This window comes from Streptomyces sp. NPDC007346, assembly GCF_040703535.1.
Lineage (GTDB): Bacteria > Actinomycetota > Actinomycetes > Streptomycetales > Streptomycetaceae > Streptomyces.
This window is the reverse complement of record NZ_JBEYKR010000018.1, coordinates 1-24,033: the sequence shown is the minus strand read 5'-3', so window position 1 is coordinate 24,033 and position 24,033 is coordinate 1. Positions and strand designations below refer to the sequence as shown.

Sequence of the window (24,033 nt, the reverse complement as noted above, 5' to 3'; positions counted from 1 at the left end):
TACGCCCCGTACGCGCACGTCACGCACGCGCAGGCCGCCCACGCCGCAAGCGCCGTGGTGCGCGATCCGGTCGGGTCGTGCCCGGCCCCGCTCCCGCGCTCATCGGTCACTCCGTGTGTGGCTGCTGTTCCGATACGCGAGGATGTTTCGATGACGGGTCACCGGAGTACGCAGCGGCTGGGGAGCCAGCGGTGCATTCCCAAGCCCCTTGCCGTAGGGCCGCACGCGGTACGGGAGTTGAAGGAGCGCCTGTACCGGCTCTACCTGGAGGCGGGCACCCCGGCCCTCAAGAGCGTGGCGAGCGCCATCGAGCGCGACGACTCGTTCCCGGGCAGCCCGTCGAAGGCCACCGTCCACCGCATCATCGGGTCGGAGGAGTTGGCGGCGGGACAGGCGGACGTGGTCTCCGTCGCGATGCTGCTGGCCCGCATGGCCGGGGCGGACGCCGACGAGGCGGGGCGCCGGATCAAGGAGATGTGGGTCGCGGCCCACCTGGCCGAACCTCTCGGCGTCCCGGTGAAGGAGCTGGACCCCTTCGCCCTGGAGGTGCACCCCGCCATCACCGTACCGGGGCAGGAGGCGTTACCCGTACTGCCCCTCTACGTCGAACGGGCGCACGACCACGAGCTCAACGCGGCCGTGGCGCGGGTGAGTCGGGGCGAGAGCGCCATGGTCACCCTGGTCGGCGAGTCGTCGACGGGGAAGACCCGTACCTGCTGGGAGGCGCTGCGCCGGCTCCCCGAGGGGTGGCGCGTATGGCACCCGTTCGACCCGTCCCGCCCCGACGCGGCCCTCCACCACATCAAGGAGGTGTCCCCCCGGACGGTCATCTGGCTCAACGAGGCACAGCACTACCTCCTGGCCCAGGACCTCAGGACCGCCGAAAGCGTCACCTCGGCCCTGCGTACGGTCCTCAACGACCGGCGGCGCAGCCCCGTGCTGGTGCTGGCGACGATCTGGCCGAGGTTCTGGGAGCCGCTCACCGCCCCGCCCGCCACCGGCTCCGACGACCGGTTCGAGCAGCAGCGCGAACTCCTGACCGGGTTCGGCCGCCACATCGTGGTGCCAAAGGCGTTCACGGACCACGACATCGAGCAGGCATGGCGACAGGCCGGCAGCGACCCGCGCCTCCAGAGCGCGCTGACGGGGGCGGCCGACAAGGAGATCACCCAGTTCCTCGCCGGTGTGCCCCGTCTGATGACGCGCTACCGGACCGCGTCCACCGGCGCCACGGCCCTGATCCACGCGGCCATGGACTACCGGCGGCTGGGCCAGGGCCCCGCCCTGCGGCACGACTTGCTCGTGCAGGCCGCCGAGGGGTACCTCACGGACCGGGAGCTCACGCAGCTCGGCCCCGACTGGACGGCGGCGGCCCTCGCCTTCTGCGCCGAGCCCTGCCACGGCGTGCTGGGCCCCCTGACCCAGATCCCCCACCGGTGCGACGAACCCCGCGAGCCCGTCTACCGCCTGGCCGACTACCTGGAGCAACAAGGCAGGGTGGAAAGGCGGTTGCTCTGCCCGCCCGCCACCTTCTGGCAGGCGGCCGTGCGGCACTGCGCGAGCTCCGAGGACTTCGCCGCCCTGGGGGTCGCCGCCGAGACGCGCGGGCGGCTCCGGGCGGCCGCCGAGCTGTACCAGCGGGCCGTGACGGAGGGCAACACCGAGGTCCTGCCCCACCTCGCCCGGCTGAGGGAGGGCGTCGGGGACACCGGCGAGGCGGCGAGGCTGTACGAAGAGGCGTACCGGAACGACAAGGTGGCGCGGTGGGAACTCGTACGGCTGTGGAGCCTGGCGGGCCGCCTCGGGAACGCCGAGGACCTCGCCGTCCACGCGGCCCAGCAGGGGAACACCTCCTGCCTGATCAAGCTCTCCCAACTGTGGCTGGAGAGCGGCGACGAGCAGGGCGCGGCACGCCTGCGCGGTCGCGCCGCCGACCGGGGCGGGTACAGCACCTTCGCCGAGTTGGTGCGTACGAGGGAAGCCGCCGGGGACCACGAGAGCGCGGAGACCTTCGCCTTCGCGTCGTTGGAGGCGGGCAGCACGTACGCGCTGTCGGAGCTGATCCGGGCCCGGGAGAAGTCCGGCCGCCGCGCGGAGGGCCTGGTCGCCAAGGCCACGGAGAAGGGCAGGGTCCGCCCGGTCCTGATGCTGGCCCGCGCACGCGAACGCTCCGGCGATGTCCCGGGCGCGGAGAGCCTGTTGGCCGAAGCGGCCCGGAACGAGAGCGTGTTCGCCCTGGTGGAGCACGCCCGGCTGCGGAGGAAGGCCGGTGACAAGCGGCAGGCGGAGAGCCTGCTGCGCGCGGCCGTCGGCAAGGGCAGCACGGTGGCGCTGATCGAGCTGGCCCGGCTGCGGGAGAAGGCGGGGGATCCGGCGGAGGCCCTGCGGTTGTTCCGGGCCGCGGCCGACCGGAAGAGCTCCGACGCGCTGGCGGCACTGGCCCTCCTCCGGGAGCAGGCCGGGGCGAGCGCGGAGGCGGAGACCATGGCCTGCGCGGCGGCCGACGCCGGAAGCACGTTCGCTCTGCTGGAACTCGTCTGGCGGCGCGAGGTGACGAGGGACCGCGAGGGCGCGGAGCGCCTGGCCGACACCGCCCTGCGCGCCGGGAACGCCGGAGCGCTCGTCCTGCTGGCCCGCCTGCGGGAGGAGGGCGGGGACGCCGCGGAGGCCGACCGCCTCGTCCTGCGGGCCGCCTGGTCGGGCAACCGCTACGCCCTCGACGAGTTCGTACGGCGCAGGGAGCGCGCGGACGACCCCGAAGGAGCCGAACGCCTGGCGCTGGCGGGGGGCGGCCGGGCCCTGGCCCGGCTCGCCCGGCTGCGGGACGAAGCGGGCTCGGCGGCGGAGGCCGAGCGCCTCTACCACCTCGCGGTCGACGAGGGCGAGGCCGACGCACTGGGGGAGGTGATCCGGCTCAAGGACGAGGCGGGGCACCACGAGGACGCGGACGCCTACGCCCGCCGCGCGGCCCAGGCGGGCCACGTGGACACGCTGGCCGTCCTGGCGGAGCTGCGCGCCGCGTCCGGGGCGGTGGAGGACGCCGACCGGCTCTACCGGGCCGCCGCGGACGCGGGCTTCCACGACGCACTGCGCCGCCTGGCCGAACTGCGCCGCTCGTGGGACCCCGCCTGGGAGACCCTGTGGCGCTACGGCCTGGAGCCGGACGGCTCCACGTCCCTGCCGTGGTGACCGGCCTGCGGAGGACGACGGCCCTGCTCGGCCCGTTGGCCGCCCCGGCTGCCGGTCCGTTCGCCGTCCCGGCTGCCGGTCCGTTCGCCGCCCTGGCCACTGGTCCGTTCGTCGTCCTGGCCACCGGTGCGTTCGCCGTCCCGGCCGCCGGTCCGGTGGGCGAGCCGGGGGACGGTACCGGACGGATCGTCATGCTCGCCGGGGCGCCGGCCGCCACCTGGGGCCTCACCTCCACGGCCCGGCGTACCGCGTTCCCGGAGACCGCCGCCACCGGAGGGGCCGGGCTGAGTTCACCGGAAGGGCCGGGCTGAGTTCTCACAGCGGGCCCAGGCCAGGCCGTGAAAATGCCCCCGACCCGCGCCGTATGCGCGGGCCGGGGGCATGATCAGCGAACCTACTTCTTCTTGCCCTGGTTCTTCACGGCCTCGATGGCGGCCTTCGCCGCGTCCGGGTCGAGGTACGTGCCGCCCGCCTTCAGCGGCTTGAAGTCGGCGTCCAGCTCGTAGGAGAGCGGGATGCCCGTCGGGATGTTGAGGCCCGCGATGTCCTCGTCCGAGATGCCGTCCAGGTGCTTCACCAGCGCGCGGAGGCTGTTGCCGTGGGCGGCGACCAGGACCGTGCGGCCGGTGAGGAGGTCGGGGACGATGCTGTCGAACCAGTACGGGAGCATCCGGACGACGACGTCCTTCAGGCACTCCGTGTCCGGGCGCAGCTCCGGCGGGAGGGTCGCGTAGCGCGCGTCCTCGAACTGGGAGAACTCGGAGTCGCGGTCCAGGGGCGGCGGCGGGGTGTCGTACGAGCGGCGCCAGAGCATGAACTGCTCCTCGCCGAACTCCGCGAGCGTCTGCGCCTTGTCCTTGCCCTGGAGGGCGCCGTAGTGGCGCTCGTTCAGGCGCCAGGAGCGGCGGACCGGGATCCAGAGGCGGTCGGCGGACTCCAGGGCCAGCTGCGCGGTGCGGATCGCGCGGCGCTGGAGGGAGGTGTGCAGGACGTCGGGGAGCAGACCGGCGTCCTTGAGCAGCTCACCGCCGCGGACTGCTTCCTTCTCGCCCTTTTCGGTGAGGTTGACGTCCACCCATCCGGTGAACAGGTTCTTCGCGTTCCATTCGCTCTCGCCGTGGCGGAGGAGGATCAGCTTGTACGGTGCGTCGGCCATGAGTCCGAGCGTAATCGAACCCGTGCGGCCTCCGCGCGCCCGCCCGCGTAGCGGACAGGGCCCCGCGGAGGCGTGAGGCACGCGCCGACGATTGACGGGCGGCGTCAATCGGGTGGCGGCCGGGAAGCCCGGGTTCGTAATGTTCGGAGTGCCGCCGGGAGGCTTACCCGGTGCGCCTTTTTCCGTACGTCCCGTGGGGGGAACCGCATGTCCGTCGCCGGTCTCAAGACAGCCGCCCGCGAGACCGTCTCCGGGCTGCCCCGGGAGTTCTGGTGGCTCTGGCTCAGCACGCTGGTCAACCGGCTCGGCGGCTTCGTCGCCACGTTCATGGCGCTGTATCTGACCCTGGACCGGGGCTACTCGGCCTCGTACGCCGGTCTCGTCGCCGCCCTCCACGGGCTCGGAGGGGTCATCTCCTCGCTCGGCGCCGGAGTGATGACCGACCGGCTCGGGCGGCGGCCCACCATGCTGATCTCCCAGCTGTCGATGGCCGTGTCCGTGGCGGTGCTCGGGTTCATGGAGCACCCGGTCGCCATCGCCTGCGTGGCCTTCTTCGTCGGCATGGCGAGCAACGCCTCACGCCCCGCCGTCCAGGCGATGATGGCCGACATCGTGCACCCCAAGGACCGGATTCGGGCCTTCTCGCTCAACTACTGGGCCATCAACCTCGGGTTCGCCGTCTCCGCCGCCGGGGCCGGGTTCATCGCCGAGTACAGCTATCTCGCCGGGTTCCTCGGCGAGGCCCTCATGACACTCTTCTGCGCCGTCGTCGTCTTCATGAAGGTGCCGGAGTCGCGGCCCGAGCAGGCGCCCGCCAAGACCGTCGGCGGCAAGCGGCCCAAGGACGAGGTGCGGATCACCACCGTTCTGCGCGACGGGCGCTTCATGGGGGTCGTGGGGCTGTCGTTCCTGGTGGCGCTCATCTTTCAGCAGGGGTACGTGGGGCTGCCGGTGGCGATGGGGGCGGACGGGCTCTCCAGCTCCGACTTCGGGACCGCCATCGCCGTCAACGGCGTGCTGATCGTGGCCCTCCAGATCCCCGTCACCCGCTTCATCCAGCACCGCGACCCGCGCCGGCTGCTGATCATCTCCTCGCTGCTGGCCGGGTACGGCTTCGGGCTGACCGCCTTCGCCGGGTCCGTCGCCGTGTACGCCCTGACGGTGTGCGTCTGGACCCTCGCCGAGATCGTCAACGCGCCCACCCAGACGGGCCTGGTCGTGCAGCTGTCGCCGGCTCAGGGGCGCGGCCGCTACCAGGGCATGTACACGATGTCCTGGTCGGTGGCGGCCCTCGTCGCGCCCCTGATGTCCGGCTTCGTGATCGACCACTACGGCGCCGCCTGGCTCTGGGGCGCCTGCGCGGTGATCGGTACGGTCGCCGGCTTCGGCTACTGGCTGCTGATGCGCAACCTGCCCCGCGAGGAGCCCCTCGGCGAGGAGCCGGTCATCGAGCCCGCCCCCGTACCGGCCCTGGCCCGGCCGGACCAGGCCGAGCCCGACCCCGCGTCGGCGGTGGAGCGCGCGGTCTGACCCCTGGCCCCGCGGGAACGACGACGGCGCCCGCCCGGAGAGACGACCGGGCGGACGCCGTCCGCACGCTGTACGGGGTGTGCGGCGCGGGTCAGCCCGAGCAGCCGCCGCACTGGCACGGAGCACCGGACTGGCAGCCGCACCCGCAGCCCGAGCCGCAGCCGCAGGCGCCGAGCACAGTCAGGTGCACCACTTCGGTCGGGGTCTCCAGCTGGGGTTCGGTCGTGGGGGAATCGGCCATGGTCCCTCCTCAGGGGCGTACGGCTGGGCGGCGGACGCCGCTGCGCCGCCGCCGGGGACGTGACGACATGGCAGCACCTGCCGCGTACGGCCGTACGGCCATGGCGCCGTCCCCGCCCCATTGCATGCCCACCCCGCCCGGCGCATCAACGGCGCACACATGCCGGAACGCATGTGCGACTCGCGTGCGCCGGGGATGCGTGAGCCGTGCGCCGGGAGCGCGTGAGCCCTCCGCACCGGCCGGGCGCCCCAAGGGGCACGCGTGAGCCCTTCGCACCGGCCAGGCACCTCAAGGGGCACGCGTGAACCCTTCGCACCGGCCGGGCATCTCAAGGGACACGCGTTCCCATGGAGGACGCTATGAGCCCTCCACCGGCGCCGCCGCCTGGATCTCGTCCGCGTGCTCGCCCGTCACCAGGTAGACGACGCGCTTGGCCACCGACACCGCGTGGTCCGCGAAACGCTCGTAGTAGCGGCCCAGCAGCGTCACGTCGACGGCCGTCTCGATGCCGTGCTTCCAGCGGTCGTCCATCAGGTGCTGGAAGAGCGTGCGGTGCAGCAGGTCCATCTCGTCGTCGTCCTGCTCCAGCTGGAGCGCCAGATCGACGTCCTTGGTGATGATGACCTCGGCGGCCTTGGCCATCAGCCGCTGGGCGAGCTGGCCCATCTCCAGGATGGTGGCGTGCAGGTCGTGCGGGACCGCCGACTGCGGGAAGCGCAGCCGGGCCAGCTTCGCCACGTGCTGGGCGAGGTCGCCCGAGCGCTCCAGGTCGGCGCTCATCCGCAGCGAGGTCACCACGATCCGCAGATCGGTCGCCACCGGCTGCTGACGGGCGAGGAGGGCGATGGCACGTGCCTCCAGGTCGTGCTGGAGGTCGTCGACCTTCTGGTCGCCGGCGATCACGCTCTCCGCGAGCTTCAGGTCGGCGTCGAGCATGGACGTGGTCGCCCGTCCGATCGCCGATCCGACCAGCCGGGCCATCTCGACCAGGTCTTCTCCGATCGAGTCGAGTTCCTCGTGGTAAGCGTCGCGCATGGAAGTCCCTCTCCAGTTCCAGACTGAGGCCGGGGTCTCGGACCGACCCCCACGGTTACACGGTGAGGGCGCAACGCGTCCGTATCCGGCCCCCTAAGTGAACCGGCCCCATCCCCTCGGTGAACTCTGGGCGACGAGTGTTCGAGATGGCACTCGGACGGCTGGGAGAGTGTCGGCGCACCCGCATAACCTTGAAGCATGGACGTGAACGCGGCGGTCGCCGCAGCTGCAGCGATCGCCGGGCTCTGCACCGGTGTGATCGCCATGCTGGCGTTCCGCTGGAGCGAGCGCGACCTGAAACGGCCCACGCGTACGTCCCTGAGGCCCGACAGCAACGCGGCTCTGCCACCGGGAGTGGACACCGTCCTCTCCGTGCTCAGCTCCTCCGCCGTCGTGCTCGACGAGAGCGACAGCGTGGTCAAGGCCAGCTCCGCCGCCTATGCGCTGGGCCTGGTCAGGGGCGGCCGCCTGGCCGTCGAGCCGATGCTCAACATGGCCCGCGACACCCGCCGCGACGGGGAGATACGCCAGGTCGAGCTGGACCTCCCCCGGCGCGGCACCGGCCGCGGGGACGCCCTCGCGGTCTCCGCCCGGGTCGCCCCGCTGGGCTCGCGGCTGGTGCTGCTGCTGGTCGAGGACCTCACCGAGGCCCGCCGGATCGAAGCGGTACGGCGCGACTTCGTCGCCAACGTGAGCCATGAGCTCAAGACCCCCACGGGAGCGCTCTCACTGCTCTCCGAGGCGGTCATGGACGCCTCCGACGACCCGGAGGCGGTGGAGCGGTTCGCCGGACGGATGCAGATCGAGGCGACCCGGCTGACCAACCTGGTCCAGGAGCTCATCGACCTCTCCCGGGTGCAGAACGACGACCCGCTGGAGGACGCCGAGCCGGTCAAGGTGGAGGTGCTGGTCGCCGAGGCGATCGACCGCTGCCGCCAGCAGGCCGGCTCCAAGCAGATCACCATGGCGTCCGGCGGCACCGAGGGCCTCACCGTCTGGGGCAACCGGGGCCAGCTCGTCGGAGCGCTCGGCAACCTCGTCGAGAACGCCGTCAACTACAGTCCCGCCCGCACCCGGGTCGGTATCGCGGCACGCCGCACCGCCGGACCGGGCGGGGACCTCATCGAGATCGCCGTGACCGACCAGGGCATCGGCATCTCGGAGAAGGACCGCGAACGGGTCTTCGAGCGGTTCTACCGCGTCGACCCGGCCCGCTCGCGGGCCACCGGTGGCACCGGTCTCGGCCTCGCCATCGTCAAACACGTGGCCGCCTCGCACGGCGGGGAGGTCACCGTCTGGAGCTCTGAGGGACAGGGCTCCACCTTCACTCTCCGGCTGCCCGAATCGGGCGTCGCGAGAGGGCGCACCACCGGCGGACCGCTTATCGTCAACGGCGACGACGAGGGTCCGTTCGAGACCGACTCCTATGACCCTTTCCCCGCCCCGGAGGCTCTTCCGTGACCCGAGTGCTTGTCGTCGAGGATGAGGAATCCTTCAGCGACGCCCTGTCCTACATGCTGCGCAAGGAAGGTTTCGAGGTCGCGATCGCCGCGACCGGGCCCGACGGCCTGGACGAGTTCGAGCGCAACGGCGCCGACCTGGTCCTGCTCGACCTGATGCTGCCCGGCCTGCCCGGCACCGAGGTGTGCCGCCAGCTCCGCAGTCGCTCCAACGTTCCGGTGATCATGGTCACCGCCAAGGACAGCGAGATCGACAAGGTCGTCGGCCTCGAAATAGGGGCCGACGACTACGTCACCAAGCCGTTCTCCTCGCGCGAGCTGGTCGCGCGTATCCGCGCCGTCCTGCGCCGCCGCGGCGAGCCGGAGGAGGTCACCCCGGCCGCCCTGGAGGCGGGCCCGGTCCGGATGGACGTGGACCGGCACGTGGTCACGGTCTCCGGCGGCAAGGTCGACCTCCCCCTCAAGGAGTTCGACCTCCTGGAGATGCTCCTGCGCAACGCGGGCCGCGTGCTGACCCGCATGCAGCTCATCGACCGGGTCTGGGGCGCGGACTACGTCGGCGACACCAAGACCCTCGACGTCCACGTCAAGCGCCTGCGCGCCAAGATCGAGCCCGACCCCGGAGCGCCGCGCTACCTCGTCACGGTGCGGGGCCTGGGGTACAAGTTCGAGCCGTAAACCGCAGGGCGGCAGACACGTGAAAGGGGCGCTTCCCGACCGGGAAGCGCCCCTCTCACATGTCTGCGCGTCTTTCGTGCGTACGCCGGTGGTGTCTCGCGTACGCGGGTGGCGTCGCGGCGTCAGCCGGTCGCGCCGGTCTCCGGGGAGCCCTCGGTGCCTTCCTGCTGCTCCGTACCGGCCGCCGGGGACTCGTCGGTGCCCGGGGTCTCGGAGCCGCTCGGGTCAGGGGTCTCGCTCGGCTCCGGGGCCTCGGGCAGCGAGCTCGGGCCGAAGTCCTTGTAGTCGCCCTTCGCCGGGACGACGGTCGCGCCGAGGCCGACGTCGCCGGTGCGGCTCAGCTTGAAGACGACCTGCTGGACGTTGCCGTCCTGGGCGGCCTCGCGGCCCTCCTCGATCACGGCGGAGGCGTTGCCCTTGCCGCCGAGGACGACCTGGCCGCCGGCCGGGATCTCGACGGGGCCGGAGCCCTTGGCGGCCTGGAGCTTCACCTGGACGTCGGTGCCGGGCAGCGTGATGCTCTCCAGGATCTCGGCCTCGGTGCCGTCGTTGAACAGGGTCGCGGAGACCACGGCGGGGCCCTCGGCCTCGGACTCGGCCTGCGTGATCACGTTCACGTTCTGGACCTTGACGGTACCCACCGAGGTGGCCGCGTTGTCCGGCCTGACCTTGAGCGTCTCGGCGTTGTTGCCTGCCGCGCAGGCGGACAGGGAGACGATCGAGAACGCGATGGCAGTGGCGGCGAGAGCGCCGTGTCGAAGGCTGCGGCTCACGGCGGCGGCAACTCCTTGAACGATCGGACTGCGGACTTCGGACGTCGGGCGTGTGGCTGAGCGCCCCGCGGATGGCCGGGAAGGGGTGAAACGTAAAGCCGCCCTAAGGGGGTGTCAGCGGCCTTAGGCTACCGAGCCGCCACTCCAGCCCCGCACCCGACCCGCCTCTAGGGGGCGCGGCTCTTCCCGGAGGCCCGGCCGACGGGGTGAACCGCGGTGAATCCGCCACGGCAGACGGGGGCGGGGCCCGGACCGGCGCCGGAGGCGATCCCGAGGCCGAAAACCGTGGGCGCACCAGGCCGGAAACGGTGGGCGCACCAGGCCGGAAACCGGAGCAGCGGCCGTACCGGGGGCCCGCGTGTCATGTGTTGTTCACAAAATCCCGGTGATCAATTCCTCCGGCCCGTGGCGCATTCCCCGTGAAAGGCGGCGCGAGGGCCAGGCCTTGATCAATTTCATTGGGCATGTGCACTTACATCCGTACGGGTGATCGATGTCCGAACGGAGTACGTAAAGTTCACCATCCGGAACCAGACAAAACGGGACTTTCGCCCTCTTCTGTGGGGCTTCCGGGCTGTGTGACGGGAGCGTTTCCCTCTGGTCGCACAGCCGCTCCGACCTGCGAATACCGTCTTCCGGAAGGCTTCCGCAGCACGTTCGTGTTGCTGTTGTCAAGCCCTGAGATATGCCCTGACCTGCGAAAACGCCATTCAGGAGAGGCGATTCTCGTGTTACTCTGGATAGCCACGGAAGGGGTACCTGTCACATGACGTTCAAGGTTGGCGACACCGTGGTCTATCCCCATCACGGGGCCGCGCTGATCGAGGCTATCGAAACTCGCCAGATCAAAGGCGTGGACAAGACCTACTTGGTGCTCAAGGTCGCCCAGGGCGACTTGACGGTCCGTGTGCCGGCGGACAATGCGGAGTTCGTGGGCGTGCGCGACGTGGTCGGGCAGGAGGGACTGGACCGGGTCTTCGAGGTGCTGCGCGCACCGTATGCCGAAGAGCCGACGAACTGGTCCCGGCGTTACAAGGCAAATCTGGAAAAGCTCGCCTCGGGCGATGTCATCAAGGTCGCTGAAGTCGTGCGTGACCTGTGGCGTCGTGAGCGCGAGCGCGGTCTCTCCGCAGGAGAGAAGCGCATGCTCGCCAAGGCCCGCCAGATCCTGGTGAGCGAGCTCGCTCTCGCGGAGAACACGAACGAGGACAAGGCCGAGGCCCTGCTCGACGAGGTCCTCGCGTCCTGAACCGGATCGCACCGGTCGTAAGAATGTGCCGCGGTGCCCGCTGACCAGCCGTTTGTACGGTGTGTCGTCGGGCGCTGCGGCATGTCCGGATCCGGAGGCCGGGGTCGATCCGGATCCATCATCCCGGCTTCCGGATTGATCTCGGCTTTCCGGATCGGTCTCAGTCTCCGGTGGTCGGGAGCCCGACCACCGGTGCTGCCTGTGTTCCGGTCCCGCCCGTGCCCGGTGACGGCGATGCACCAGGCGGCCGGGCGATGGGCGACACGCCCGGCGTTGGTGATGCGCCGACCGTACCGCTGGTCGGTGATGCGCCGACCGTACCGCTGGTCGCCACCGCTGATCGCCGCGGCGACTCCGCTCGACCGGGGGTCACGGAAGGGGCCCGGTCCACGGCAGGGCGTCACGCCCGGCTTGCTGGGCCCCTACCCATGTCGCCCGTGGAAACAAACCTGCCGAACCTTCGGACCTTCGGAGAGCAATCGATGGCATCGACGCAACCCCAGCCCGAGCGGCCCCGCCCCCTCCGTACCGCCGCGGTGATCCCCGCGGCCGGGCGGGGCGTACGGCTCGGACCCGGCGCCCCCAAGGCCCTCCGGGCGCTCGGCGGCACGCCCATGCTCATCCACGCGGTACGCGCCATGGCGGCCTCGCGAGCCGTCTCCCTCGTCGTGGTCGTCGCCCCGCCGGACGGCGCGCCCGAGGTGAAGCACCTCCTCGACGAGCACGCCCTGCCCGAGCGCACCGACTACCTGGTCGTGGCCGGCGGCGACACCCGGCAGGAGTCGGTGGGCCTCGGCCTCGACGCGCTGCCCGAGGACATCGCCGTCGTCCTGGTCCACGACGCCGCCCGCCCCCTGGTGCCGGTCGACACGGTGGACACGGTCGTCGAAGCCGTACGGAACGGGGCGCTCGCCGTCGTCCCCGCCCTGCCACTCGCCGACACCGTCAAGGAGGTCGAGCCCGCCGAGGTGGCCGGGGAGCCGGAACCGGTGCTCTCCACCCCCGTACGGGCCAGGCTGCGCGCGGTGCAGACCCCGCAGGGCTTCGACCGGGACACGCTCGTACGGGCCCACGCCGAGGTCGCACTCGACGGCCAGGGCGCCACCGACGACGCGGGCCTGGTCGAACGCCTCGGCAAGCCGGTCGTCGTCGTCCCCGGCCACGAAGAGGCGTTCAAGGTGACCCGGCCGCTCGACCTGGTGCTGGCCGAAGCGGTACTCGCCCGCAGGAGGGCCAACGATGGCTTCTGAGCAGCACGCGCCCGGGGCCCCCGCCGCCCCCGTCATCCCGCTCGTCGGGATCGGCACCGACATCCACGCCTTCGAGGAGGGCCGCGAGCTGTGGTGCGCGGGCCTGAAGTGGGAGGGCGAGGGCCCCGGCCTGGCCGGCCACTCCGACGCCGACGTCGTCGCCCACGCCGCCTGCAACGCCCTCTTCTCCGCCGCCAGCCTCGGCGACCTCGGCCAGCACTTCGGCACGGGCCGCCCCGAGTGGTCCGGCGCCGCCGGCGTGACGCTGCTCACCGAGGCCGCCCGGATCGTCCGCGCCGAGGGGTACGAGATCGGGAACGTGGCCGTCCAGGTCGTCGGCGTACGCCCGAAGATCGGCAAGCGGCGCGACGAGGCGCAGAAGGTGCTGTCCGCCGCCGTGGGCGCCCCGGTCTCGCTCTCCGCCGCCACCTCGGACGGACTCGGCTTCACCGGGCGCGGCGAGGGGATCGCGGGGATCGCGACGGCGCTGGTCTACCGGCCGCGCTGACGTACGGCGGGCGGTGTGCTGACGTACGGCGGGGGGTGCGCTGACGTGCGACGGGGGGCGTGCTGACGTACGGCGGGGGGTGCGCCGGTGTACGGCGGGCCCGCGCTGATTCACGACGGGCCGCGCGCCGGCGTACGCGGGCGCGCTGGTCCCATCGCCCCCTGCCCGCCGGTCCTGTCGCCCACCTGCCCACCTGCCCGCCTGTCCCGTCGCCCACCCGCCCACCTGCCCGCCGGTCCTGTCGCCCGGCCGCCTTACTGCGCATCGCTTGCACGTACGCTGGTACCGCAAGCGATGTGCCGTACGAGGCAGGAGTGATCCCGGTGACGAGCGCGACCACGGCGACGGCCTACGCGGAAGCCGGCCGCAGGGGCGACGCGTACGGGTACGTCCTGCGCACCGCCACCGCCGACGACCTCGGGGGCGCCCGAGCCGTGATGCTCGACACCGTCTACCGCGACCTGAAGTCCGGTTACGTGCCCCGCTGGCACGCCGACATCATCGACCCCGAGAGCGCCTATCTGCGCCCGGAGCGCTGCACGCTCCTCGTCGTCGAGCACCGGGGCGAGATCGTCGCCACCGGGGCCGTACGCGACCGAGGTCCGCAGGCCCCGCCCAATCCGCGGTGGGTGGCCGACCGCTTCCCCTCCGGGACCACCGCGCAGCTCTGCCGGATCTATGTCCGCCCCGAACACCGCAGGCATGGGCTGGCCCGTCAACTGGTACGTGAGCTGGGCGAGTTCGCGGCACGGGTGGGCGGCTACGACGCCCTGTACCTGCACACCGACCCGGCCGTGCCCGGCGCCGAGCCGTTCTGGCGCTCGCTCGCCCACGAGGTGTGCGACGAGCGCGCGCTGCCCGGCGGTGGGCAGGGCATCGTCCACTTCGAGCTGCCCATGCCGTTCCCCGGCCACCGCCCCGCCGGTTAGATGACAATCGTTTTCATATAAAGTCGCCCTCATGTCCCCCTCCTCCCGCCTCCCCCGCGTCGCCCTGCCGCTCGCCGCAGCCGCGCTCCTCGTCCCCGCCGCCACCGCCTGCTCCTCGGGCGGGCCGGACGGCTCCGGTGCATCCGGTGGGGAGCAGCGGCTGAAGGTGGCCATGGCCTTCCCGCCCGCCCAGGCCATGTCGCCGTACGGGGACGACGCCGTCACCCTCAGCCGCCTCGCCGTCGTCGAGGGCCTGACCAGCCTGGACAAGAACGGTGACGCCCAGCCCGCCCTCGCCACCGCCTGGAAGCGCGACGGAGACCTGGCCTGGACGTTCACGCTGCGGAAGGCGGCCTTCCAGGACGGCACGCAGCTCGACGCGACCGCCGTGGTCCGCTCGCTGGCCGCCGCCCAGAAGGCGTCCCCCAAGCCCCGGGTGCTCTCCGACAGCACCCTCACCGCCACGGCCGAGGGAGCGGACACCGTACGGGTCACGACGAAGGCCGCCGACCCGCTGCTGCCCCAGCGGCTCGCCAACCCCTCGCTCGCCATCCTCTCCGCCGCCGCCTACAAGGACGGCGGGAAGAGCGGTGACAAGGTGAACCCCGCCGGGCACGCCACCGGCCCCTTCACCCTCGCCACGGTGAACGGCGCCGTCAGCGCCACCCTGGAGCGCAACGACACCTACTGGGGCGAGAAGGCCAAGGCCCCCGGCATCGACGTGAAGTTCGTCGCCGACGGAACCGCCCGCGCCAACGCGCTCCGTACCAAGAGCGTCGACATCGCCGAGTACGTACCGATCTCGCAGGCCTCCCTCCTCGGCGACAACCTGGTCCACGAGTTCCCCACCGCCCGCACCAACGGGCTCTCCCTCAACACCGCACGCGGCGTCTTCGCCGACCCGGCGATGCGCGCCGCCGCCCGCGAGGCCATCGACTCCAAGTCCCTGGCCGACGGCGTCTACGAAGGCCGCGCCGACACCGCACAGGGGCTGCTGGGCCCCGGCGTCCGCTGGGCCGCCGACCTGCGCACCGCCCCCACCGGACGGGCCGAGGCCGCCACCCCGGCCGAGGTCGCGAAGACGAAGGAGATCGTCCTCGCCACCTACACCAATCGGCCCGAACTCCCCGAGGTCGCCACCGTCGTCCAGCAGCAGCTGGAGAAGCGCGGCTTCACCGTCAAGCAGGTCGTCCGCGACTACGCGCAGATGGAGGCCGACGCGCTCGGCGGGAAATTCGACGCCTTCATTCAGGCGCGCAACACCCTTCTCGACACCGCCGACCCGCTCTCCTACCTCGCCTCCGACTTCACCTGCGACGGCAGCTTCAACATCAGCCAGTTGTGCGCGAAGCCGGTCGACGCGGCTGTCTCCCAGGCCGCCTCCCTCGCCGACACCGAGGCGCGCCACCGCGCCGAGATGACCGCCGAGGCAGCCGTCCTCGGCGCCGACGCCCTCGTGCCGCTCGTCCACGAGCGGTTCATCCAGGGGTACGACGACGCCCGCGTCGAAGGCGTCGCCCTCGACCCGATGGAGCGCACCCTGATCACCGCCGGCACCCGCATCGGATGAGCGACCACCGCCGACACCCGCATGGGGTGAGTGACGACGGTCGGCGCCCGCATCGGGCCAGCGACCACTGTGGGTACCCGCATAGGCATCGGACCAGCGACCACCGCCGACACTCGCATCGGGCGGCTGCCCGGGGGATCGCGTGAAGTACCTGGCCGGGCGGCTGGCCACGCTGTTCGCCGTCGTCGCGGTGATCGGGCTGCTGCCCCGGCTCACCCGCACGGACCCGGCCCGCACGATCCTGCACGCCCGGTACGCCGACCGGGAGCCCACCCCGGAGACCCTCGACGCCATCCGTGCCGAGACCGGGCTCGACGGAGGGCCCCTGCACATCCTCGGCTCCTGGCTCGGCGGCCTGTTCCGGGGCGACCTGGGGGAGTCCTGGGTCTCCGGGGAGCCCGTCGCCCCCGACGTGATCGCCGCCCTCGGCAACTCCCTGACCCTGATGGGCGCCTCGCTGGCCGTCGCCCTCCTCCTCGCCCTCGCGCTGAGCGCCCCGACCCTGCGCCGGGGGGCCGCGCGCCGGATCGTGCGGGTGCGCGCCGGGGTGGCGGCGGCGGTGCTCGCCGCGCTGCCGGAGTTCCTGCTCGCGGCGGTGCTGGCCACGGTGTTCGCCGTGCACCTGGGGTGGTTCCCGGCGCTCGGCTGGGGCGCCGGCGACCAGCTCGTGCTGCCCGCGCTCGCCATGGGCGTCCCGGCGGGGGCCCTCCTCGGCCGCCTCCTGGACGACGCCCTGCCCGGCGCCTTCGCCGAACCCTGGGCCCGCGCCGCCACCGCCAACGGCCTGCCGCGCCGCCGGATCGCCGCCCACGCCCTGCGCCGTACGCTGCCGGGCCTGCTGCCCCAGGTGGGCCTGGTCGCGGTCGGGCTGACCGGGGGCGCGGTGGCCGTCGAGACACTGTTCGACATCCCCGGGCTCGGCTCCACCGCCCTCACCGCCGCCCTCGCCCAGAACCTGCCGGTCCTCCAGGCCTGCGTCCTCGCCCTGCTCCTCCTCGGGATCGCCGCCGGACTCGCCACCCGCCTCACCGCCCGCGCCCTCCTCGGCCCGGCCCTCACCGAACGTGCCCTGCCCACCCTCCACGCCCCCCGGCTCCCCGGCCGCCGCGCGCTCACGGTCGCCGCGCTCCTCCTCGGCGCCCTCCTCGTCGCCGTCACCGTCGCGGGCCTCCTGCGCGACCCCCTCCACGTCGACACCGCCGCCCGCCTCGCCGGCCCCTCCGCCGCGCACCCCTTCGGCACCGACAACCTCGGCCGCGACGTCCTCGCCCGCCTCGGCCACGGGGCCGCCCGGACCGCCCTGGCGGCCGTCGCCGTCGGAGCCGTAACCCTTCTCCTCGGTCTCGCCCTCGGAGCCGTACGCGCCGGAGCGCTCACCGAGACCGCCAACGCGCTCCCCGCCGTCCTCGCCGGCCTCGTCGTCGCGGGCATCGCCGGACCGGGCCCCTGGGGAGCGGCAGCCGCCGTGGCCGCCGTCGCCTGGGCCCCGCTCGCGGCCCACACCGCCGCCCTGTACGCCCAGGAGAAGGCCGCGCCCCACCTCACCGCCGCCGTCGCCCTCGGCGCGGAACGGGCCCGCCTGCTCCGCCACCACGTGCTCCCCGGCGTCCTCCCGCCCGTCGCCCGCCACGCCCTCCTGCGCGTCCCGGCCCTCGCGCTGGCCCTCGCCTCCCTCGGGTTCCTGGGACTCGGCACCCAGGCACCCGCGCCGGAGTGGGGCCGGATGCTGTCGGAGAACATGCCGTACGCGGAACGCGCCCCCTGGGCGGTCCTCGCCCCGGCCGCCGCCCTCGTCGTACTCGGCGCGCTCGCCGTACTCACCTCGGCCGCCGCACGCGGGCGCACTCCGGCGGGGCTGAAGTGAGCGCGCGCGAGGGCCGGGGGAGCGCCGAGGGGCGTGGGGGCCTCGATGGCCCCGAGGGCCGCAGGGCGAGCGCCCGCGCACGCCTTGCGGAGCCTGGACCGCCCGAGCCGGCCCCGGCCTCAACGCCCGAAGCGGTCACCCTCGCCCCGGCCCCGGCCTCAATGCCCGAAGCGGTCGCACCCGCCCCGGCACCCGAAGAGGCGGCCCCCGCCCCCACCTCCGCCAAGGCCCCGCGCCGCCGCCCCCGGATCGCGAGCGCCGCCACCCCCTACCTCCGCCTCCTCACCACCACCCAGTTCGCCTTCAACATCGGCTTCTTCGCCGTCCTGCCCTACCTCGCCGCCCACCTCGGCGGCGGCCTGGGCATGGCGGGCTGGCTCGTCGGACTCGTCCTCGGCCTGCGCACCTTCAGCCAGCAGGGCCTCTTCGTCGTCGGCGGCGTCCTCACCGACCGCTACGGCCCACGCCCGGTCGTCCTGGCCGGCTGCGCGCTGCGGATCGCCGGCTTCGGCTGGCTCGCGTACGCCGGTTCCACCGCCACCGTCATCGCGGCCGTCCTCCTCATCGGCTTCGCCGCCGCCCTGTTCTCGCCCGCCGTCGAGTCCGAGACCGCCCGCGAGGCCGTCCGGCACGAGAAGGCCACCGGCACCCCACGCGCCGAGGTGCTCGCCCTGTTCTCCGCCGCCGGACAGGCCGGTGCGTTCCTCGGGCCGCTGCTGGGCTCACTGCTCCTGCTGCTCGGCGGCGGCTTCCGGGCCGCCTGCCTCGCCGGGGCCCTCGTCTTCGTCGCCGTACTGACGGGACACGCCCGACTGATGCCGCACCGGGAGCCGGCGCGGCACGGTGGAGCCACCCGTACGCGCCGGGAGCCGGCGGAGGACGGTCCCGCCACCCGTACGGCTCAACGCGCCACGACGTCTTCCTGGCGCGCGGTCTTCACCAGCCGGCCCTTCCTCGTCCTCTGCCTCGCGTACAGCACCTACCTCGTCGCCTACAACCAGCTCTACCTCTCCCTCCCCGCCGAGGTGGAGCGCGCCACCGGCTCCCAGGCCGCCCTCGGCTGGCTCTTCGCGCTCTCCTCGCTGCTCGTCGTCACCGTCCAGCTGCCGCTGACCCGCCTCTGCGCGCGCCGGATGGCCCCGCGCACCGCCCTGGTCACCGGCCTCACGGTCGTCGCCACCGGGTTCGCCGCCGTACCGCTCACCCCCGGCGGGCCCGGCGGACTGCTGCCCGGCGCCGCCCTCGTCGTCCTGCTCACCCTCGGCCAGATGCTGCTGGTCCCCGCCGCCCGGGGCATCGTGCCGGACCTGGTCGACGACCGGCGGCTCGGACTGGCCACCGGAGCGCTCTCCTCCGTATCCGGCCTCGCGGTCCTCGGCGGCAGCGCCGCCACCGGGGCCCTCCTCGGCGCCCCGGCCCCGGTCCTGTGGACGGCGCTGGCCGCCGTACCGCTGGCCGGAGCCGCCCTCGCGTTCACCCTTCCGGCCGGACACGGCGAGAAGTACGGGCGACGCGGGAAGTAACAGAGGGAGTGCGGAGTTGGGGGTAGGACGGTAGGACCAGAAGAACCGCACCGGCCCCTAGGAGGACGTACGTCATGACCGCCGCACTCTCCACCGAGCTCAAGAACCTGCTCGACACCCCGGTCTTCGTCAACATCGCCACCATCCAGCCGGACGGCAGCCCGCAGGTCTCCCCGGTGTGGGTGAAGCGTGACGGCGACGACGTCCTGATCTCCACCACGGCCGGCCGCCGCAAGGAGACGAACCTCCGCCGCGACCCGCGCGTCACCGTCGTCGTCCAGCCGGCCGACAACCCGTACACCTACGCCGAGATCCGCGGCCGGGCGGAGCTGACCACGGAGGGCGGCCAGGAGCTGATCGACGAGCTGTCGCTGAAGTACACCGGCAAGCCGTACGCGGAGTTCAACCCGGACTCCGCCCAGGACGACGCCCGGGTCGTGGTCCGGATCACCCCGCGCAAGGTCGTCGGACGCCTCTGAGGAGCGTCCGGGTGCGCTTCCGGGGCGCGTACGAGAGCCCCACAGAGCCCCCGGAGAGCCCCTGCGGAGCCGCTGGGACCAGGCCGGTATCAGAAAGTTGTCCCCGCGATTGCCCAAGGGTCGCGGGGCACTGGTGTCGGCCTACTACCCTTGAGGCGTGACTATTCGCCTGCACGACACCAGCGCCCGGCAGATCCGTGACTTCGTCCCGCTCACAGCGGGCTGTGTCTCGATCTACCTCTGTGGCGCTACCGTCCAGGCCGCACCGCACATCGGGCACATCCGTTCCGGGCTGAACTTCGACATCATGCGCCGCTGGTTCACCTACCGCGGCTACGACGTGACGTTCATCCGGAACGTCACCGACATCGACGACAAGATCATCAAGAAGTCCGCCGAGCAGGGCCGCCCCTGGTGGTCGATCGGTTACGAGAACGAGCGCGCGTTCAACGACGGCTACGACGCGCTGGGCTGCCTGCCGCCCACCTACGAGCCCCGTGCCACCGGCCACATCACCGAGATGATCGAGATGATGCGCGGCCTCATCGAGCGCGGCCACGCCTACGAGGCGGACGGCAACGTCTACTTCGACGTCCGGTCCCTCCCCGGCTACCTGGAGCTCTCCAACCAGGAGCTGGACGACCTGCGCCAGCCCTCCGGCGAGGGCGAGACCGGCAAGCGCGACCAGCGGGACTTCGCCATGTGGAAGACGGCCAAGCCCGGCGAGCCCAGCTGGGAGACCCCCTGGGGCCGCGGCCGGCCCGGCTGGCACCTGGAGTGCTCCGCGATGGCCCACAAGTACCTGGGCTCCGCCTTCGACATCCACGGCGGCGGCATCGATCTGATCTTCCCGCACCACGAGAACGAGATCGCCCAGGCCAAGGCGTTCGGCGACGAGTTCGCCAACTACTGGGTGCACAACGGCTGGGTCACCATGTCCGGCGAGAAGATGTCCAAGTCGCTCGGCAACTCCGTCCTCGTCAGCGAGATGGTCAAGCACTGGCGCCCCATCGTCCTGCGCTACTACCTGGGCACCCCGCACTACCGGTCCATGATCGAGTACAGCGAGGAGTCCCTGCGCGAGGCCGAGTCCGCGTTCGCGCGGATCGAGGGCTTCGTCCAGCGCGTCACCGAGAAGGCCGGGGAGACCGTCGCCCCCGCCGCCGAGGTGCCGCCGGCCTTCGCCGAGGCCATGGACGAGGACCTGGGCGTGCCGCAGGCCCTCGCGATCGTCCACACCACCGTCCGCCAGGGCAACAGCGCGCTCGCCGCCGACGACAAGGAAGCCGCCGTCGCCCGCCTCGCCGAGGTCCGGGCCATGCTCGGCGTCCTCGGACTCGACCCGCTCGACGAGCACTGGGCGGGCGAGGGCGACCGGGGCGAGGACCTCCACGGCGTCGTCGACACCCTCGTACGCCTCGTCCTCGACCAGCGGCAGTCGGCCCGCGCCCGCAAGGACTGGGCCGCCGCCGACGCCATCCGCGACCAGCTCAACCAGTCCGGACTCGTCATCGAGGACAGCGCCAACGGTCCCCGGTGGACGCTCGGGCCGCGCTGAGCACGCCCTCTGAGCAGTGCAATGGTGCCGCCCGGCGATCCGGGCGGCACACTGGGACGTACACGATCCGCATACGCATGTGGATCGCAGATTTACAGGAACAGGTAGGTCATGGCCGGGAACAGCCAGCGCAGGAACCGCCGCACGTCCAACAAGAAGGGCATGCAGGTCGGCAGCGGTGGCCAGCGACGCCGTGGTCTCGAAGGCAAGGGACCCACGCCGCCCGCCTCCGCCCGCAAGGGACACAAGAAGAACCGGGTGGCCAACGCCCAGGCCAAGCAGGCCGCCGCCCGCCGCCCCGCGCCCCGGCGCGGGGGCGTGAAGGGCACGTCCGAGATGGTCGTGGGCCGCAACCCGGTCTACGAGGCCCTGCGCGACGGTGTGCCCGCCACCACCCTCTACGTCCAGCAGTACATCGACAACGACGAGCGCGTCCGTGACGCCCTCAAGCTCGCGGGCGAGCGCGGCAACATCAACCTGATGGAGGCCCCGCGCCCCGAGCTGGACCGGATGACGAACGGCCTGAACCACCAGGGCCTCGTCCTCCAGGTCCCGCCGTACGAGTACGCACACCCGGAGGACCTCACCGCCGCCGCGTACGACAACAACGAGGACCCGCTGATCGTCGCCCTCGACGGCGTCACGGACCCGCGCAACCTCGGCGCGATCGTCCGCTCGGTCTCCGCGTTCGGCGGCCACGGCGTGGTCGTCCCCGAGCGCCGAGCGGCCGGCATGACCGCCGGAGCGTGGAAGTCCTCGGCCGGTACGGCGGCCCGCACCCCGGTCTCCCGGGTCACCAACCTGACCCGCGCCCTGGAGGGCTACCAGAAGGCGGGCCTCACCGTCGTCGGCCTGGCCGCCGACGGCGAGCACACCGTCGAGGACCTCGAAGAGCTCGCCGGCCCGGTCGTCATCGTCATCGGCAGCGAGGGCAAGGGGCTCGGCCGACTCGTCGGCGAGACCTGCGACTACCGCGTCCGGATCTCCATGCCGGGCGGCGCCGAGTCGCTCAACGCCGGAGTCGCGGCGGGCATCGTGCTGTACGAGGTGGCGCGCCGCCGCGGATAGCCGTACCGGCCGTCTCTACGGGCCACGCACCGGTTGTCCCTACGGGCCATGCGACGGCCCGTGGACCGGCCGTCCCTACGGGGCATGGCACCGGCCGTCCCTACGGCCGACCGCACCGGCACCCCCACGGCGTTCGCGCGCCCAACGAGTTGACGCGCGAACGCCGAACAAGGTTCCAGGCGCCGGGATGCCCGAGTTTGGCCGGATCTTGACGGGTCTCGGACACATCGGCGCTGTCAAGGCAGTGTCCTAAGCACCCATCACTCGGTTAGATGAGTGTGGACACCAGAACGCCTCGGTTCGACGAGCAACCCGCCCTGAGCATGACCAAGGTGGACAGCGACCCCGCGCAGGTCATCGTCAACCACGCCAGCTTCCGGGTGCAGCTCGCCCCGGGCCAGCGCGCCCGGCTGCGGGGCCTCGCGGACACGGCCCGCATCCCCGCCATGAGCGGTGCCGGCGGCGGCCGCAGGCGGGCACCGGTCGTCTGGAGCGGCAGATCGGCCCCGGGCGACCCCGGCGCCACCGGCCTCCTCCAGGCCGTACGCAACTCCACCGCCGGCCACCTCGACACCGCACTCACCGCCGGGACCCTCACCGCCGGGCCCGCCGACGGCCATGCGGCGGGCGCCACCCAGGTCATCCCGTTCCTGGAGGAGACCCAGCCCAACCCCGTACTCACCGCACCGCAGCAGCCCGGACGCACCGGCCCCCTCCTGCCGCCCATGCGCCAGGCCGTCGGCGCGTACGACTCCGTGGACGACGAACCGGGCACCCCCGGCGCCGACGACGACGGCGACGAGGAGACCACCGAGGCGCGCGCCCGACGCCACGGCAACGACCCCGTCCGGCACGCCTATTACCCCGGCCACCGGATGAACCTCGGCGTCGTCCTGCTCCCCATGCGGGTCCTCCTCGGCTTCATCTCCATCTACGCCGGCATGGGCAAGCTCTGCGACCCCGTCTACTTCGACGGCGGCGAACGCGGCTCCATGGTCAAGTGGCTGAACTCGCTGCACCCCTGGGCCCTCGCCGAACCGCTGCGCGACTTCGCCCTCTCCCACCCCGTCGGCGCCGGACTGACCGTCGCCTTCCTCCAGGTCGTCGTCGGCGTCCTCACCGTCCTCGGCCTCTGGCAGCGCGTCGCCGCCTCCGTCGGCGCCCTGCTCTCCGCCGCGCTCCTGGTGACCGTCAGCTGGCGCACGGTCGCCGTGTACGACGCCCCCGACATCATCCTCCTGGCCGCCTGGAGCCCCCTGATCATCGCGGGCGCCCCCGTCTACTCCGTCGACGGACGGCTCGCCGGGGAAGCCTGGCGCACGCTCGGACCCCGCTCCGAACTCTGGGACCTGCGCCGCCGCGTCCTGCGCCGCGGGGCCGTCGTCGCCAGCGTCGTCACCGGCCTCACCCTCCTCATCGGCTCCATCCTCGGCGGCGCCGTCCGCTCCACCGAGGTCGTCACCGTCCCCGGCCGCAACGACAGCCCCACCAACCGCCTCCCCGGCATGCCGCTCCCCCAGGAGTCCACCGGCGGGAGCCAGGCCTCCCGCACGCCCCAGGAGGAGGAAGAGCGCCGCCCCGAGCCCACCCGCTCCGGCGAGGCCACCACCCCCGCCGCCGACCAGGTCGCCCCCGGCGCCACCCGCGACTCCGGCGGCGGCCAGAGCACCGGGTCCGACGCCCAGCCCAGCGAGACCCAGGGCACCGGCCAGGAACCCCCGCCGCAGACCGCCCCCCAGCAGCAGCCCCCCGCCGCCACCAGCGCCGGCCCCACCTCCTCCGGCTCCACCGGCACCACCGGATCGGACGGCTCCACCGGCGGCGGCGCGGAACCCGAGGCCCCGCCCACCTCCGGCGGCGGCGAAGGCGCCACCCCGGGCGGCTCCACCGGCGGCGGCCGCAACCCCATCGGCGGCCTCCTCGGCTGACCCGGCCGGAACAGAGCGAGGGGCGGCCCCCCACCCGGAACCATC

20 protein-coding genes are annotated in these 24,033 nt (G+C 72.8%); 16 read left to right on the top strand and 4 right to left on the bottom strand.

The genetic code is table 11. From position 1 onward, the window contains the following. Window positions 1–150: 150 nt before the first annotated feature. Window positions 151–3,189, top strand: coding sequence for a hypothetical protein (locus tag AB0917_RS08275; protein WP_366818688.1), 3,039 nt, complete (start codon window positions 151–153; stop codon window positions 3,187–3,189). Beyond that, window positions 3,186–3,500, top strand: coding sequence for a hypothetical protein (locus tag AB0917_RS08270; protein ID WP_366818687.1), 315 nt, complete (start codon window positions 3,186–3,188; stop codon window positions 3,498–3,500). Before AB0917_RS08275 ends, AB0917_RS08270 begins: the two co-directional genes overlap by 4 nt. An 83-nt stretch (window positions 3,501–3,583) precedes the next feature. Here AB0917_RS08270 and AB0917_RS08265 read toward each other — a convergent pair whose 3' ends face one another. Next, window positions 3,584–4,345 (bottom strand): phosphoglyceromutase, encoded by a 762-nt coding sequence (locus AB0917_RS08265; protein ID WP_366818686.1) that lies wholly within the window; start codon window positions 4,343–4,345, stop codon window positions 3,584–3,586. A gap of 207 nt (window positions 4,346–4,552) precedes the next feature. On the opposite strand from AB0917_RS08265, the gene AB0917_RS08260 reads away from it, so the two are divergent. Beyond that, window positions 4,553–5,875: an MFS transporter gene (locus tag AB0917_RS08260; RefSeq protein ID WP_366818685.1), complete on the top strand. Its 1,323-nt coding sequence runs from the start codon at window positions 4,553–4,555 to the stop codon at window positions 5,873–5,875. A 91-nt stretch (window positions 5,876–5,966) separates the two neighbouring features. On the opposite strand, the gene AB0917_RS08255 is transcribed toward AB0917_RS08260, so the two are convergent. Together AB0917_RS08255 and phoU are read right to left on the bottom strand one after the other, a co-directional pair. Continuing rightward, the gene (locus tag AB0917_RS08255) at window positions 5,967–6,116 is read right to left on the bottom strand and encodes a hypothetical protein (protein ID WP_179222504.1); all 150 of its coding nucleotides are present in this window, start codon (window positions 6,114–6,116) and stop codon (window positions 5,967–5,969) included. A 357-nt stretch (window positions 6,117–6,473) separates the two neighbouring features. Then, on the bottom strand, window positions 6,474–7,151 hold the full coding sequence (gene phoU / locus AB0917_RS08250; protein WP_366818684.1) for a phosphate signaling complex protein PhoU: 678 nt from the start codon (window positions 7,149–7,151) through the stop codon (window positions 6,474–6,476). Window positions 7,152–7,349: 198 nt separating this feature from the next. On the opposite strand from phoU, the gene AB0917_RS08245 reads away from it, so the two are divergent. Both AB0917_RS08245 and AB0917_RS08240 read left to right on the top strand, forming a co-directional pair. After that, window positions 7,350–8,612: an ATP-binding protein gene (locus AB0917_RS08245; protein WP_366818683.1), complete on the top strand. Its 1,263-nt coding sequence runs from the start codon at window positions 7,350–7,352 to the stop codon at window positions 8,610–8,612. Beyond that, entirely contained in the window at window positions 8,609–9,289 is a 681-nt protein-coding gene (locus AB0917_RS08240; protein WP_003968183.1) for a response regulator transcription factor, read from the top strand. Before AB0917_RS08245 ends, AB0917_RS08240 begins: the two co-directional genes overlap by 4 nt. A 122-nt stretch (window positions 9,290–9,411) precedes the next feature. On the opposite strand, the gene AB0917_RS08235 is transcribed toward AB0917_RS08240, so the two are convergent. Further along, a complete protein-coding gene (locus AB0917_RS08235; RefSeq protein ID WP_366818682.1) occupies window positions 9,412–10,062 on the bottom strand; it encodes a DUF461 domain-containing protein in 651 nt (216 codons plus the stop codon). A gap of 766 nt (window positions 10,063–10,828) precedes the next feature. On the opposite strand from AB0917_RS08235, the gene AB0917_RS08230 reads away from it, so the two are divergent. From AB0917_RS08230 to AB0917_RS08180, 11 genes are all read left to right on the top strand, one after another. Next, the gene (locus AB0917_RS08230) at window positions 10,829–11,311 is read left to right on the top strand and encodes a CarD family transcriptional regulator (protein WP_006380568.1); all 483 of its coding nucleotides are present in this window, start codon (window positions 10,829–10,831) and stop codon (window positions 11,309–11,311) included. A gap of 482 nt (window positions 11,312–11,793) precedes the next feature. Next, window positions 11,794–12,561 carry a 2-C-methyl-D-erythritol 4-phosphate cytidylyltransferase gene (gene ispD / locus AB0917_RS08225; protein ID WP_366818681.1) on the top strand — a complete coding sequence of 256 codons (768 nt, stop codon included), beginning with the start codon at window positions 11,794–11,796 and terminating at the stop codon, window positions 12,559–12,561. Further along, the gene (gene ispF, locus AB0917_RS08220) at window positions 12,551–13,069 is read left to right on the top strand and encodes a 2-C-methyl-D-erythritol 2,4-cyclodiphosphate synthase (protein WP_366818680.1); all 519 of its coding nucleotides are present in this window, start codon (window positions 12,551–12,553) and stop codon (window positions 13,067–13,069) included. The genes ispD and ispF overlap by 11 nt, the downstream gene beginning before the upstream one ends. Before the next feature lie 437 nt (window positions 13,070–13,506). Continuing rightward, window positions 13,507–13,998, top strand: a complete 492-nt coding sequence (locus AB0917_RS08215) for a GNAT family N-acetyltransferase (protein ID WP_366818728.1) — start codon at window positions 13,507–13,509, stop codon at window positions 13,996–13,998. A gap of 31 nt (window positions 13,999–14,029) precedes the next feature. Next, entirely contained in the window at window positions 14,030–15,568 is a 1,539-nt protein-coding gene (locus tag AB0917_RS08210) for an ABC transporter substrate-binding protein (protein WP_366818679.1), read from the top strand. 142 nt (window positions 15,569–15,710) lie between these two features. Further along, entirely contained in the window at window positions 15,711–17,432 is a 1,722-nt protein-coding gene (locus tag AB0917_RS08205; RefSeq protein WP_366818678.1) for an ABC transporter permease subunit, read from the top strand. A gap of 161 nt (window positions 17,433–17,593) precedes the next feature. After that, entirely contained in the window at window positions 17,594–18,955 is a 1,362-nt protein-coding gene (locus AB0917_RS08200; protein ID WP_366818677.1) for an MFS transporter, read from the top strand. Between the two features lie 74 nt (window positions 18,956–19,029). Further along, window positions 19,030–19,434 (top strand): PPOX class F420-dependent oxidoreductase, encoded by a 405-nt coding sequence (locus tag AB0917_RS08195; RefSeq protein WP_366818676.1) that lies wholly within the window; start codon window positions 19,030–19,032, stop codon window positions 19,432–19,434. 157 nt (window positions 19,435–19,591) lie between these two features. After that, window positions 19,592–20,992: a cysteine--tRNA ligase gene (gene cysS / locus AB0917_RS08190; protein WP_366818675.1), complete on the top strand. Its 1,401-nt coding sequence runs from the start codon at window positions 19,592–19,594 to the stop codon at window positions 20,990–20,992. Between the two features lie 111 nt (window positions 20,993–21,103). Continuing rightward, window positions 21,104–22,060, top strand: a complete 957-nt coding sequence (gene rlmB, locus AB0917_RS08185; RefSeq protein WP_003968193.1) for a 23S rRNA (guanosine(2251)-2'-O)-methyltransferase RlmB — start codon at window positions 21,104–21,106, stop codon at window positions 22,058–22,060. A gap of 272 nt (window positions 22,061–22,332) precedes the next feature. Next, the gene (locus AB0917_RS08180) at window positions 22,333–23,988 is read left to right on the top strand and encodes a DoxX family membrane protein (protein WP_366818673.1); all 1,656 of its coding nucleotides are present in this window, start codon (window positions 22,333–22,335) and stop codon (window positions 23,986–23,988) included. Window positions 23,989–24,033: the final 45 nt, after the last annotated feature.

Bases quoted from the DNA above. Each gene is read 5' to 3' on its own strand.
- ispD (WP_366818681.1), top strand. From the start codon at position 11,794: ATGGCATCGACGCAACCCCAGCCCGAGCGGCCCCGCCCCCTCCGTACC.
- rlmB (WP_003968193.1), top strand. From the start codon at position 21,104: ATGGCCGGGAACAGCCAGCGCAGGAACCGCCGCACGTCCAACAAGAAG.
- phoU (WP_366818684.1), bottom strand. From the start codon at position 7,151: ATGCGCGACGCTTACCACGAGGAACTCGACTCGATCGGAGAAGACCTG.
- AB0917_RS08210 (WP_366818679.1), top strand. From the start codon at position 14,030: ATGTCCCCCTCCTCCCGCCTCCCCCGCGTCGCCCTGCCGCTCGCCGCA.
- ispF (WP_366818680.1), top strand. From the start codon at position 12,551: ATGGCTTCTGAGCAGCACGCGCCCGGGGCCCCCGCCGCCCCCGTCATC.
- AB0917_RS08180 (WP_366818673.1), top strand. From the start codon at position 22,333: ATGAGTGTGGACACCAGAACGCCTCGGTTCGACGAGCAACCCGCCCTG.
- AB0917_RS08215 (WP_366818728.1), top strand. From the start codon at position 13,507: ATGCTCGACACCGTCTACCGCGACCTGAAGTCCGGTTACGTGCCCCGC.
- AB0917_RS08255 (WP_179222504.1), bottom strand. From the start codon at position 6,116: ATGGCCGATTCCCCCACGACCGAACCCCAGCTGGAGACCCCGACCGAA.
- AB0917_RS08265 (WP_366818686.1), bottom strand. From the start codon at position 4,345: ATGGCCGACGCACCGTACAAGCTGATCCTCCTCCGCCACGGCGAGAGC.
- AB0917_RS08200 (WP_366818677.1), top strand. From the start codon at position 17,594: ATGCCCGAAGCGGTCGCACCCGCCCCGGCACCCGAAGAGGCGGCCCCC.
- AB0917_RS08260 (WP_366818685.1), top strand. From the start codon at position 4,553: ATGTCCGTCGCCGGTCTCAAGACAGCCGCCCGCGAGACCGTCTCCGGG.
- AB0917_RS08230 (WP_006380568.1), top strand. From the start codon at position 10,829: ATGACGTTCAAGGTTGGCGACACCGTGGTCTATCCCCATCACGGGGCC.
- AB0917_RS08245 (WP_366818683.1), top strand. From the start codon at position 7,350: ATGGACGTGAACGCGGCGGTCGCCGCAGCTGCAGCGATCGCCGGGCTC.
- AB0917_RS08275 (WP_366818688.1), top strand. From the start codon at position 151: ATGACGGGTCACCGGAGTACGCAGCGGCTGGGGAGCCAGCGGTGCATT.
- AB0917_RS08195 (WP_366818676.1), top strand. From the start codon at position 19,030: ATGACCGCCGCACTCTCCACCGAGCTCAAGAACCTGCTCGACACCCCG.